The sequence below is a fragment of the Pueribacillus sp. YX66 genome, assembly GCF_041725775.1.
Lineage (GTDB): Bacteria > Bacillota > Bacilli > Bacillales > UBA6769 > Pueribacillus.
Genome location: NZ_JBEUEL010000026.1, coordinates 28,014 through 42,845, shown reverse-complemented (window position 1 = coordinate 42,845; position 14,832 = coordinate 28,014). Strand labels below are relative to the sequence as shown.

Annotated in this window: 5 protein-coding genes and 1 pseudogene; 5 read left to right on the top strand and 1 reads right to left on the bottom strand. The window is 32.7% G+C overall.

What is annotated here, in order from left to right:
• Positions 1-129 precede the first annotated feature (129 nt).
• Positions 130-3,066, top strand: a complete 2,937-nt coding sequence (locus tag ABU914_RS11530; protein ID WP_379669881.1) for a CDP-glycerol glycerophosphotransferase family protein — start codon at positions 130-132, stop codon at positions 3,064-3,066.
• Between the two features lie 146 nt (positions 3,067-3,212).
• Positions 3,213-5,588, top strand: coding sequence for a CDP-glycerol glycerophosphotransferase family protein (locus ABU914_RS11525; RefSeq protein ID WP_379669880.1), 2,376 nt, complete (start codon positions 3,213-3,215; stop codon positions 5,586-5,588).
• 312 nt (positions 5,589-5,900) lie between these two features.
• Here the strand turns inward: ABU914_RS11525 and ABU914_RS11520 are convergent, their stop codons facing one another.
• Positions 5,901-7,754, bottom strand: coding sequence for a tetratricopeptide repeat protein (locus tag ABU914_RS11520; protein WP_379669879.1), 1,854 nt, complete (start codon positions 7,752-7,754; stop codon positions 5,901-5,903).
• 297 nt (positions 7,755-8,051) lie between these two features.
• On the opposite strand from ABU914_RS11520, the gene ABU914_RS11515 reads away from it, so the two are divergent.
• The 3 genes and pseudogenes from ABU914_RS11515 (at position 8,052) to ABU914_RS15515 (ending at position 14,800) form a co-directional block, all read left to right on the top strand.
• Entirely contained in the window at positions 8,052-10,724 is a 2,673-nt protein-coding gene (locus tag ABU914_RS11515; protein WP_379669878.1) for a M14 family metallocarboxypeptidase, read from the top strand.
• A 393-nt stretch (positions 10,725-11,117) separates the two neighbouring features.
• Positions 11,118-12,311 (top strand): annotated as a pseudogene (locus ABU914_RS11510) (CDP-glycerol glycerophosphotransferase family protein); the annotation flags it as partial.
• Between the two features lie 155 nt (positions 12,312-12,466).
• Positions 12,467-14,800: an N-acetylmuramoyl-L-alanine amidase family protein gene (locus tag ABU914_RS15515; RefSeq protein WP_483880153.1), complete on the top strand. Its 2,334-nt coding sequence runs from the start codon at positions 12,467-12,469 to the stop codon at positions 14,798-14,800.
• Positions 14,801-14,832: the final 32 nt, after the last annotated feature.

The window sequence follows — 14,832 nt, the reverse complement described above, 5'->3', positions numbered from 1 at the left end:
TGGCAAGATAGGAAGGAGCAAAACTCAATGCACCTTAAATTTATAAAAAAGTTGTCTTGACGATGGGGTCCACTTTAAAATAAAGCAACTACAACACAAAAAAATGGAGAAGATTTTTTAGAATTTCCTATTCGTTTAGGTAGGTTTAAAGATACTTTTACTGAAAGCTTAAAATCTGTAGAGGTACAAGGCGATGTATACACGTTATTTAAAACAAATAAGGGAAACATTTCTCTAGCTGTAAACTATCCATTAGAAGCAAGAGCTACCACACAAATAAACACTTTAAAATCTAAAAAAAATCATTTGAAAATCGTTGGTAAAATTTTCACGCGAACTTTTGAATTAAAATCAAGTCAGTTAATATTAAAAGGCAGAGAAAGTAGTACGGAAGCTAAAATTGATGTTCAAATTAACTTATTAGAAAAAGAGACACAAAAGAAATTCGGATTAAACCGATATAAATTTAAAGCTAATTTAGACTTAAATCATATTTTTAATCATTATGAACTGAATGAAGATATCTATGATGTTTATTTAGAGTTACATTATAATCACTTAGATGATTGTATACGAGTTAGACTAGGCAATCCAAGATTTAAAGCAAAATTTAATGTAAAATCTGCCTTTGCGCAAAAAATCAATAAAACACTAGCAATAAACCCATACTACACAATTAGATTTTTTAACCTATCATTTCAAATTGAAACTTTTGATACCGAAACTTACAAATATATGAAAAAATTAATGAGATGGTATTGGTTAATAAGATTGATATATAGACCAAAAGATATTTGGTTAGTTGGAGAAAGACCGTATAAAGCTCAAGATACAGGTTATCATTTTTTTAAATATATGAGGGAAAACCATCCAAACAAAAATGTTTATTACGTCATCGAAGAGGATTCACCAGAATTAAAAAACATTGAAGGTTATGGGAATATCTTACATTTTAAATCAAAAAAACACATTCTTTATGTTTTAGTAGCCACTAGAATCATCGGCTCTCATCATGCCGACTATTTATATCCGTTGAGAACGGATGAATTTAAACGAAAAGTAAAAGCAACGAAAGTTTTTCTACAACATGGGGTAATTGGTACCAAAAACACAGTTCATTTTTATGGGAAAACATCCACTAGTTTTGATACTGATTTGTTTTTAGTTAGTTCGGACTTTGAGAAAAACATTATCGTTAAAGACTTCGGATATGAACCTAAAGAAGTTCAAGTAACGGGTTTATCGAGATTTGACAGTCTATTTAAACCTGATATAGCCCCAAAACGACAATTGTTAATTATTCCAACATGGCGAGAATGGTTAGTTAGCGAGGATAGATTTATAGAAAGTGAATACTTTAGTAGGTATCGCTCTTTGATTAATAATAAAACATTACATGACCTGGCTGAAAAATATAACTTTAAAATCATTTTCTGCCTACATCCAAACATGCAAGTTTTTACTCCTTACTTTCAAGACTCGCCTATTAAAGTAGTAAGTCAAGGGGAAATTGATGTCCAACATCTTATTAAAGAAAGTGCGATGATGTTAACGGATTATTCTAGCGTGGCATTTGATTTTAGTTTTTTAAACAAACCCGTTCTCTATTATCAATTTGACAGAGCAAGATTTATTGGCAAAAAAGGGTCGCACCTTGATTTAGACGAAGACTTACCAGGAGACATAACATTTGAGGAAACTGAAGTTTTAACCCATATCGAAAATTATGCCGAAAATAATTTTAAAATGAAGTTAGAACACAAGCAAAAGGCTGCTAAATTTTTAAAATATAAAGATACACAGGCTTCCCAAAGAATTTATCATGCTGTAAAAAAAGCCAAAAAGAAATCAATGTATAAAAAAATATTAGATAGTGAAATAGTTGACAAGATATTTATGAGGTTTAGGAAAAGTAGGTATTATTTTCCAACAATGAGGCTTTTTTACAACATTACTCGGAAGTTACTTCCAGTAAATAACAGCTTAATCCTTTTTGAAAGCGGGATTGGAAAACAATATGCAGACAGCCCAAAATTTATTTATGAAGAACTATTAAAACAGGGATTAGAATATAAGTATGTTTGGGTAAACAATGGAAATGTGAGATTTGACAATAGAAATACGATTAAAATCAAGCGGTTATCACCTAAGTATTATTTCTATTTAGCTCGAGCAAAGTATTGGGTTAACAACCAGAACTTCCCTACGTATATTAAAAAGCGACCTCAAACAGTCTATCTTCAAACATGGCATGGTACGCCGTTAAAAAAAATGTTGTATGATATAGAAAAGGTACACGGTCGTAGTGACGATTATGTAGAACGAGTTGGCGCAGCAGTAAAAAATTGGGATTATCTCATATCGCCGAGCCCTTATGCAACGAAAGCATTTAAAAGTGCTTTTCGATTTAACAAAACCATATTAGAAATCGGTTATCCTCGCAATGATTTATTTTACAAAAAGGACCGACATAAGCTTGCCCAAAAAATAAAAAACAAATTGCATATTAAACCAGATAGAAAAATTATTTTATATGCTCCTACTTTTCGAGATGATCAAACTTTACGAGGAAATAAATTTTATTTTGACATCAATATGGATTTGCAGTTAATGAAAGAAAGATTGGGAGAAGACTATACTATACTGCTAAGAATGCATGTCATTGTTAGTAACAAATTAAAAATTGAAGAATCACTACAAGATTTCGTCCATAACGTATCCGATTATCCAGATATTCAAGAACTTCTTCTTGCCGCAGATATTTTAATTACAGATTACTCTTCTGTTATGTTTGATTTTGCCAATACCGGAAAACCAATGTTATTTTATACGTATGATTTAGAAAATTATCGAGATCAGTTAAGAGGGTTTTATATGGATTTGGAAAAAGAAGCCCCTGGACCACTTGTATATAACACTGATGAAATTATAACGAGTATCGAAAATATTGAGACAGTGAAAACCGAATATAAAGAGAGATACAGAAACTTTAAACAAAAATTCTGTCCTCTTGATGATGGGTTTGCAAGCTATAGAATTGTAGAGTCTTTGTTTAAAAACAAGTAACTGTTTTTTCTAGTACTCATTTTTTGTCAAAGAGTCCTTACTTAAAAATATAGCTGACGAGTATTCTCGACAGCTTTTATTTTTTTATTATCATCATTTGTTATTAAAATCCTTTAGTAGCATAACACAACAAGGAGAAAGACCTGATGAAACAACAAATGCTTTATAGTAATTTAATTGATGTAATTATTGAAAGTGATAAAGAAATAACGATTTATCTTAAAAAAGTTGATGTAACTGCAAAAATAAACTTAGATATAAATACTTCAACCAACCGAAGTTATTTAATCACCGAAAATTACAATGGTTATGATCAAATCATGTGTAAATTACAATTACAAAATAATCAAACCATATATGTTTATGTTCTGAATAACGCTGTTTATTGGATTAACTACTCTGAAAAAAGTAAAGATGGTTTCAAGGAAGTATTTGATATTTCTATAGAAAACTATTCTAAATATATCAATATTCAAAAGAAAAGTTTTTCAGATATAGTGATTGATATTCCTTATATAGGAAGACAAATTATTTTAGATAAGTTTTTAACACCGAGAAGAGTGAATACTTTAATTGAATGTGAATTACCTATAAAAGATACAAAATTAAGAAGAATATTGTTAGGGAAAATAAAATTTGGTATCAATGAGTTAGCAATCTATTATTACCCACATAGAAAAAAATTAAAAATTTTCAAGTACAGATTCAGGATTATTGCCATCCATGAAAATCTTTCTATTGAGTTGCGGGATCATAATTTGACCCAGATACGGACAACTTTTAATGACCAAAAAGAAATCGAATTGACGAAAAAAACTAAAAAGATTTTCCCAAAAAGAGTTGTTAAAAAATACCAAAGTGCGCACGGAAATATTTTAGCAATATTTATGATTAATCGTACAAAATACTTTATTTATTTAAGACAAAACGGAGTATATTTATCAAAAGATAATCCAGAAGAAGTAACACAATTTAAAAGCAATCTTAGGGTACTTTCTTTAGGTAAGCATTTTTATATATATGGAAGAATGGTTCATCATGCATATCAATCATTTGGGAAATATGATTTTTTATATGTTAGCAATACAGACCATTTAATTGCGAAATTTAAAAGACCATTTAAACGTGTTAAATTTCTAAAGCAATTCGGATACTTTAAAATTAAAGCGAGTGATTTGGATTTAAGTCAAAAAGTACATTATCCACTATATTTAGGTTCTAATGATTATATTTTGCATAATTTTCCATTGAAAGTAAAGGAAATGCCATTAAAAGTTTATGCAACGAATAAAATTAATAACAAAATTGTTGCAATGCGAACAAATATTCATAATCAAGCTACTTATAGTATAGTTCCATATTCACCTATGTACTCTTTTAGCAATACCTTAAAAATAAAACTCGCAAAATTTATATCAATTGTTTTCTTTAAAACTAAAAAGTATAACGTCAATTTATACTTCGAAAAACAAGCATCGAAAGCTGACGAATCAGGGTTTAGAGTTTTTGAAAAAGTAAAGGAATTAGACAATTTAAACTCGAAAAATTTCTTTGTTTTAGATAAAAAAGCAGATAACTATTATCAATTAAAAAACAAATATGGTAAAGACATAATCAAGCGTTTTTCTTTTAGACATTATTTATCGATATTCAACGCTGATTTTTTTATTAGTAGTGAGCTATCCAATCATGTGATTAATGATCGTATCTTTGTAAATTCAATTATAAATAAAATTAAAGAGGTCCCACTAGTATTTTTGCAACATGGAATTATGTTTGCCAAACCCGTAGAGAATCCTATGGCAAAAATATTCCATAAAGATTTCACAGCGTATAATATTTATAAAAATGTAGTTAGTTCTAAATTAGAAGCTAAAGAGTTTTATAAAATGGGATACGACGATACAGATCTTTTGTATACTGGTTTAGCAACTTTTGATTTCGCCAACTTAGATAAAACATCAGATAAAATCGTGTATATGCCAACTTATAGATATTGGGAAGAAGGAATGATCTATAATGGAAACATTGAGCAGACAACTTATTATAAATCAATAATTAAAGTCATAAAAGCTTTTGAAAAAGCAGGAATGAGAAACAATCTTATGGTTGTGTCTCACAATAAGTTTTCTGAGTATATCTACCAAAAAACACCAAAATATAGAGATCTATTGGGAACTAGTCCCTCCAACGCATTAAAAGTAGCCAGAGTTTTTATTTCTGACTTTTCATCCGCAATTTATGATGCTATATATCGTGGGGCATATCCAATTTTTTATTGGGAAGATAAAGAGTATTTAATTACAAAATATAAGGCTGTCCCACCAGTTAATGAAGATAATGCTCCTGGACCAATTGCAGTGAATACTAACGAGTTAATACAATTAGTAGAAAATGCGATTGATAGAAGCTATGATTTAGAAAATGAATATAAAGAAAAATATAAAAAAATCAATTCATTCAATGATAATTTAAATACAAAGAGAATTATTGATTTTTTGTTAAAAGATAATATCTTGTAACCAAAGGAAAAAGCGTAAACGAACGATTAATTAAAGTCCCTCCAATTAGATCGTTTTTAGCAAGACAAATGATTAAAAAAGACTTGATTAATCACTAAATTTCGATTCTTCTTTTTTTAAAATTATTGCTTTAAGTTAAACTCAAATTAAAGCCCGAAACCTTTAAGGTATCGGGCTTTAAGAATGATTTCAGGACTAGAGCTAGCCTAAACCGTACTTGATACTAAGTCACGATCGTTCTTGCTCCCACTTTTCTTTAATCGCACATGCTCGTTCATTAAAAAGGGTGCTCTCTAGCTTTTTATTTAACAGTTAATAGATAACACTTTTATTATGAATTAATATTTCCAGTCGGTTAACTAAAGAATCTAGTTCACCAAAATCTTTAACAGCCTTATTTATTTCTTTCTCAGCAAGATTAAAATCTTCAATCTGTAAATATAAATCAATCAAAGATTCCCTAATGTCTAACGATTTAGGTACAAGTTTTATAGCAGACTTTAAATATTGAATCGCATCTTCAGACCTTCCCATTCTTTTTAATACGTTTACTTTTAATTTAATCCCGTATTTATCAGTAGGAAGTAATTCTAATGAACGTTCTGCTAATGCCATTGCCCATTTAAGTTTATTTCTTCTCAAGCACGCTTGTCCTAATACCCGAAAATAAATATTAGACTTAATTTTTTTCTTTCTGTTATATTTGGGAATTTCATTATCATTAACTACAGTTAGCACAAACTCTTTTAATTGACCCATTCTTAAAAGGTGAGGGGCTATCCCGTGGCCACCGTAAGGAATTTCAACTAATTCAGCGTTTGGAAACGCTTGAACTATTTCCTCTTTCACAAAAGTGTTATCCATTTTTTGTTTTGGATCATAAGCAATAATAGGATTCACGCTTAAATTAGAAGGTAACTTCAAAGAGTGTTTAAACTTAAACTTTTCGATTTCCTCAGGCTTTCCGTAACGAGGATGTATCGATAATCTAGGAGCAAGTGAAAGAATTGTACACCTGTCAATGCTAGAACCATAGTATAATGCACAGTACCCGCCTAAACTATAACCATAAGCTACTTTCTGATGATAATTCCTAATCATAGGATGAACAGCTTTTTTAAATTCTTCAATCGATAAATCCTGATGATGAGATTTCGGTCTTTTCTTCCTTACAGCTAGAATATCAACATTTTGTCGACTTAATAATTTAAAAGCGAAAGACGGGTTCTTCCATACCATATTTAAAGAATCAAAGGTAATGACAATAGTTTCAGTTCGTTGAAGTTTTTTATTAAACTCGATTCTAGTTTCTCCATTATTAAAAATGACAAATTTTCTATACCCTTTTTTGTCTTTTGAAAGCCGCTCTTTATAATTTTCTAAAACGTAATTACAAAATTGATTGGCTTTATGAACACTACCTGCTATTTGGTTTACAACCGAAGCCTTAATGTATAAGTTCATTGGAGCCCTTTTTTCATACAGGGAAATCGTTTCCTCTATTCTTTGTAAGGCTTCTGACCACTTCAATCTGTAAATCGCATTATCGACAGATAATAACCTTAATTTTTTATTATTTGGAAATTTTTGGAGTCCATCCTGTAAAACTGCTTCGGCTTTTTGATAATCATATAGCTTTATATAAACAAATGCCAAGTTTCGATAAGCGTTTAATACTAATCCCCTATCTCTAAATTCGAGCAAACTTTGCCAAACTGTAGCTGCAGCTTTCCATTTTTTTTGATTTGATAAATGGTTTGCTAACGCATGTAAAATTTTTTCACTTTTAGGATAAGTTTTTAAGCCAATGAATAAAATTTTTTCTGCATCGTTAAGCCTTTTATCATTTTGAAGGGCACTGGAATATCTTAGGAATGCTTGCTCTTTCAACTTACCTGCTTTAATTTCTAAAATTCTTTCCCATTGTTGAATTGCCAGTTTCCACTTTTTTTCGCGCATCGCTAGATCAACAAGTTGAGCTCTAATTTGATAATTATTTGGAAATGCGTTTGCTCCTCTTGTTAATATAGCAATCGCATTATCTACATTATTACGCTTTATTTGTTTCTTTCCTTTCGCTAAATAATTATAAGCTTCAAGAGGCATTGAAAATCGAAATAAAATTGTCTTTACAACATTCTTTGCTAATGATTTTATTTTACGCATATCAATTCCCTTCCGAACATAAATTTTAGTTTTACCACATAACTCTTAGCACTTCATTCCTTTTTTCTTATAATTGCTTGTACTCTAACCAACACCGCACCTGACTTCTATAATTTCGCTCAACAATAACTTATCATATTTTAATTTTTCTCGTACATACTTTTGAAACTGTTCATCATCGTTCTAAACTTTTCTAATTTATGCACGATATAGTAAATGAGTGCTAGGATAAAAGGTTTATGAAGGGAGGGATGTTTGAACCTGCTCAATCATGAATAAAACTTATGGGGGATAATTATGCTCAAGTTTTCAAAATTTAAAATTTTTATCGTTTTGTTTCTTTTACTCTTTCAAATCACTCCCCCGCTTGTTGGTGCTACCTCGTCTCAACCGGAGAACAATAATTTAGAGGTACAACAGGCATTGGGTCAAGAAGAGATTACAACTGATGAAGTAGACCTTACTCCTTCACAGCAACCAGACAATGGTCATTCTTCTGAAGAGAGTAAAGAGAAAACATCTGATTCTGTATCACAACAAGTTCAACAAGTTGAGAAAGAATCCAATGAACAAACAGAAGAAAAGCTTGAAACGGAATTGGAAGAGCTACGCGGTGTAGCGCTTCAAAAAACGACAAATGTTTATGCTGAACCTGAGCTTGGAGCACCTGTTTTAACGTCTTATCAAGAAGGGGATATTCTTAAGTTCCACCGTTACGATTCAGATTGGTACACTTTAACAATCGAAATTAATGGTGAGAATCAGACTGGTTATCTTCACTCTAAAGATATCGATATTATTACATCAGAATCAAAAAGACTTGAAGGTGCAGCTTTAAAACAACCTGTTGCAATCTATGCAACTCCTTCGCAAAACTCAGAAATATTAAAAACTTACAACTACAATCATCGTCTCATTTATCGTTCATTCTCGTCACAATGGCATATAGCTACCGTGTATATTAATGGGAAACCTAAGACAGGCTATATTTTTGCAAAAAATGTCGGGGAACAAGATCAATCAAAATCAGTAAGAGGAATTGCTCTAGCAAATAAAACACACGTATACAGTAAAACGTCTAGAAATTCAAAGGTGTTAAAAAGCTACAATAAGGGACATATCCTCAAATACCGCAGTTACGATAGCGATTGGTTCATTGCAACGGTTTACTTAAACGGTAAATCTAAAACAGGTTTCATTCATGCCAAGGACGTAGAAACAGAAGTGACGACGACATCCCACTTACAAGGAGTTGGCGGAAAAAGCCCTACGCGTGTGTATTCGAATGCATCGAGAAATTCACGTGTATTAAAAAGCTATAATTATGGGCACATTTTAAAGTTCCGTTCATTTACCTCTGATTGGTACGAAGCAACGGTCTTTATTAATGGAAAAGCACATACGGGTTATATCAATCACTCAGATGTAAAGGATAAGAATGCCTTACTATCAGGTTTTGCGATAGCTAACCCGACTACCGTTTATAGTTCGACATCAAAGAATTCTTCGAAACTTAAAAGCTATAAAAAAGGGCACATTTTAAAGTATAGAGCACATGATTCAAACTGGCTTAATGCAACCGTATATATTAACGGCAAAGCACGAACAGGTTATATCCACGTGAAAGATGTAAGCCCGAATGCACCCTCTTTGACGGGATATGCTGCTAAGAGTCCAACATCAGTGTATAGCTCGAGATCAAAAAGCTCAACGAAATTGAAAAGTTATAGTAGAGGACATCTGCTTAAATTTAAGCCGTACAATAAAGACTGGTATAGAGCAACTGTTTACGTAAATGGTAAAGCTCGTACTGGCTATATCTACGTAAAAGACGTTACTAATCAATCACCCTTAATCAAAGGATATGCTATTGCTAAACCGACTTACGTATATAGTAAAACATCCAAAAGTTCTAAAAAACTAAAAAGTTATGCTAGAGGACGAGCGATTCAATACCGTCCGTTTAATAATAGTTGGTACATTGCAACTATTTATGTGAAAGGTCAAAAACATACGGGCTATATTCATAAAAACGATGCTGGAATTGTGAACCCGCATAAAACGTATACTTATAACAATATGGCTAGCGACATTAAAAAGTTAAAAAATGCATATCCTGATTTAATTACTTACAAATCTGTAGGCAAGTCAGAGTATGGTAGAAACATTTATGCCATTTCTATCGGGAAAGGGAACGCAACAGCCTTTATCAACGGGTCACATCATGCACGCGAATGGCTTACGACAAATTTAAATATGTACATGATAGAAGAATATGCAAAAGCATATGAAAGGAATAGCAAAATTGGCGGGTACAGTGCTAGAAGCATTTTGAATTCAACTACTCTTTGGTTTATTCCGATGGTTAATCCTGACGGTGTAACCCTTCAACAACACGGACTTCAAGCCTTTCCTAAAAGCACTCATAACTCCCTAATTAGAATGAATAATGGGAGTAAAAACTTTAAACGTTGGAAAGCCAATGCGAAAGGTGTAGATTTGAATCGTCAATATAACGCAGGATGGGCAACAATCAAAAATAATCCAGGTAAACCTTATTACGAAAACTATAAAGGTAAATCCCCTCATACTGCAGCTGAAACGAAAGCTGTGTTAAAACTAGTTAACGAAATCAATCCACAAATAGCTGTATCTTACCATAGCAGTGGAAGAATCCTTTACTGGAACTACAAGCAGCCTCCAGCAAATTATAGCCGAGATCACATATACGCTAAAAGAATTGGCAAACTGACAGGATATTCTCTCGTATATCCGGGACCAAATCCTTCAGGTGGAGGCTTTACTGATTGGTTTATCCATACAAAAAAACGACCTGCTTTTACTCCTGAAATTTCACCGTATGTTGGTCCAACCAATGTTCCACTTTCAGAGTTTCCTAGAGTTTGGAGAGAAAATCGAGCAGTCGGACTTTATGTTGGACAAGAAAGTGCAAAATTATACAGAAAATAAAGAGTCTAGGATACGATTATTCTCCCTACACTGCAGTGTCGAACTGAATGTTAATTCACATGGTGAATCTCGACAATTGAATAGAGCTCTGCGACCCTTGGTTTTGCTAATAAGCGAAACCAAGGGTTTTTTAGTATTAGTTTTTTATCAAAACTTAATATTCATCATTTTTAGTTCCGCTATTAAAAAAGCAAAGGATATGATCGACAATCATTAAATTTCGCCTACGTATTGATCATCATTTGCTTGCTCCTGAAAAAATCCTATTATTAACAAGAGCTACAAAGACTACCGGTGTTTTAAAATCACTAGTTTGTTGATCGATTTTAAAGGTCCGATAGGTTACAATAATAAATAAACAACACAAATTGGCGTGATTTAACATTGGCAATGATTAAAGCAAAGCTCAAAAATACGTTTACAAGATTATATAAAAAATTATTTAAACTATTCGGCGTAGTGTTACCTAAGAAAAATACACTTGTTATATTTGAAAGTTTTTTTGGAAAATCATATAGCGACAATCCTAGAGCCATTTACGAATATCTGAAACAACACCACCCAGAACTTACACTTTATTGGAGTGCCGACAGAAGACATATTGATACTTTTAAAAAGTACAATCTTAAATTCGCAACTCGTTTTTCAATTAAATGGTTATTTTTAATGACTAGAGCAAAATATTGGGTCGTTAACAGTAGGATGCCTCTGTGGATTCCGAAGCCAAAACAAACGATTTACGTTCAAACGTGGCACGGTACTCCGTTAAAAAAGTTAGGTGTTGATATCGAACACGTTCACATGCCTGGTACAAACACCGAAAAATATAAAAAAAATTTTCTATATGAAGCAAGTAAATGGGATTATTTGATCTCTCCTAATCGTTATTCAACTGAAATTTTTAGACGTGCTTTTGGTTTTAAAAAAACGATCATTGAATCAGGATACCCTAGAAATGACTTTTTAATCAATCATAACAACGAAGGCACAATCACAAAATTAAAACAAAAAAGTGGTCTTCCTTTAGACAAAAAAGTCATTCTATATGCTCCCACTTGGCGAGACAATCAATTTTATTCAAAAGGAAAATATAAGTTTGATTTGCAATTAAACCTACAAAAATTACAGTCCGCTTTAGGAGATAGCCACATTTTCCTTTTAAGACTACATTACCTAGTAGCTGAAAATCTTGATTTAAGCAACTATGAGAATTTCGTCTACGATTTTTCAAACCATAACGATATCCGTGAACTGTATCTCATGTCTGACTTGCTCATAACAGATTACTCTTCTGTATTTTTTGATTACGCGAACTTAAAACGACCGATGCTATTTTTCGTGTATGACATTGAAAACTATCGAGATCATTTGAGAGGCTTTTACTTTGACTTTGTAAATAATGCACCTGGTCCACTAATTAAAACAACAGACGAACTCATTTCTAAAATTCAAGAGCTAGAAATAACAGAAGTCGGGACCACTGACACATTTAGAGATTTCTACTCAAAGTTTTGTTCTTTAGAAGATGGAAATGCAAGTAAGAGAGTTATAAAGAAGATTTTTGTTGATCCACAAACCGATTTCTAAAATTCCTATCTCGATAGGTAAAAAGCATTGGATTTCAATATTCACCTTTAAATAAAACCAGAAAGATCCGATAATATTTATACAGAAAGGAGCGTGAGGACATTTAATTTACAAAATAATAATAGAATAGTAATTTTTCGCTGGAGGGTATCATCATGAAGTTTGTAAGTAAGATTACTTTTTTAGTCACCCTAGTAACCTCTTTCTATTTACTCACTGAGTATACATTTGCTCAACCAGTTCAAAATGAGGAAGTTATTTTATTTCACGAATCTGCCCAACAAACAATTGATTTGTACGAGGATGAATCATTTAATCGAGTTCTTCAGAAAATTCCAGATGATACGCTTGTTACGTTGCTGGAAGAGCATGAAGAGTGGGCTTTAATCTCTTTTCACGATGACGAAAAGAATGCGTTAGTGACGGGATATGTACATTCACAGTATGTTATTCCGAAAGCTGAAGCTGACGAATTCAGGCTACACCGTGAAAATTTAACAAATGAAAATAATCTTGATGATACTGAAAAAAATCCAAAGGAACTTCCTGACAATGAATCTAGTAGAAATACGAGAAATACAGATTCATCGCAAGAGTCGGAAACAATAGAAGATACTAATACGGAAGAACAGCAAATAACTGAGCAAAAAAAGAGTGAAGAGAAGTCTCAACAACTTTCCCAAGTAGAACGGTTACGTGGAGTTGCTTTAAAACAAACCACCCATGTATATGCTCAAATGTCAACAAAATCTGAAGTACTGAGATCATATAACCAAGGACATATTTTACTCTTTCAGCCACACAATTCAGAATGGTATTCAGCAACTGTAATTGTTAACGGAGAAAGACTATCCGGCTATATTTATGCTGATGATGTTGAAGTCATTACTCAAGATCAAAAACAGCTTCATGGTTTTGCGCTTAGATATGTAGAAGTTTATTCTTCTCCTTCAAGAAACGCTAGTGTTCTAAAAGGTTACCGGCAAGGACACGGGTTAAAATATCGAGCATTTACTTCCAATTGGTTTGAAGCAACTGTATTTGTAAATGGAAAAGCACATACTGGATATATTCATGCATCTGATGTTGCTAATGCGCCTCCTCAAGATAACGCTGAACGATTAAAAGGTGTTGCTAAAAATACATCTACAGCTGTATATAGTGACCGTTCAAAATCTTCAAGTGTGCTTAAATCATACAAACGAGGACATATTCTAATTTATCGCACACATAATTCCAATTGGTATGAGGCTACCGTTTATATTAATGGAAAAGCACATATTGGATATATTCACAAAAACGATGTAGAAACGGCAACATTGGATTCGCAACAATTACACGGTATTGGAATTGCCAACCCGACTCGAGTATTTGCTAGCGCAACAAGGAGTGCCAAAGCTCTAAAAAATTACCAGCAAGGTCACTTATTAAAATATCGTTCATTTACATCGAATTGGTATGAGGCAACCGTTTATATTAGTGGAAAACCTTTAACAGGATATATCAATGTCACTGATGTTGAAACTGCTGTTCCTTCTTCTACTACTTTAAATGGCATTGGTGTTGCAAATCCGACACGAGTTTACGACAAAGCGTCAAAACGTTCACGAGCGTTAAAAAGCTATCGACAAGGACACGTTCTTAAATATCGTTCGTTTACACCAAATTGGTATGAAGCTACTGTTTACGTAAATGGTAAGGCGCATACAGGATACATTCATAAAAACCACGTAGAAAACATTACCGATAAGCAAGAAAGAGTTAATGGGTTTGCAATTAAACAACCAACAAGAGTCTATAGTAGCGCTTCAAGGTCCTCTACTACACTAAAAACATATGCATTTGGTAGTAACCTTATATATCGTACGTATACTGATAGTTGGTATGAAGCTACTGTTTACGTAAATGGAAAAGCGAGAACCGGATACTTTCATAAAAACGATGTATCCGTTCGAAATGGTAAAGTTATCGTATTAGATGCTGGCCATGGCGGAAGTGATCCAGGAGCAATCGGCAATGGATTACGAGAAAAAGATATTACATTAGATATCGCTCAGCGCACAAAAAAACTATTAGAAGAAAAAGGTTTTACAGTCATTATGACTAGAGAATCCGACACCTATCCATCGTTAAAAGATAGAACGGATTTAGCAAACCGGTCCAATGCTGATATATTTATCAGTATTCACGTAAATGCTGGCGGAGGTACTGGCATCGAAACATGGTGGTACAGCAAAGGTCCCGAACCAACTAGAAGCGAACAGTTAGCAACTAGTATTCAAAAACATTTGATAGATAAAACAAATGCCCGTAACCGTGGGGTAAAAGATGGAAACTTACACATCAATAGAGAATCAACAATGCCTAGCGCGCTTGTCGAGGTAGGATTCATAGACAATTCGAGTGATGCAACTAAGTTAAAGCAAAGTAGCTACAGAAGTCAAATTGCAGAAGCGCTTATGCTTGGGATTATTGAATATTTTAGTTAACTAAGATCAAGTGTTCCAAAAATTTGGAGCAC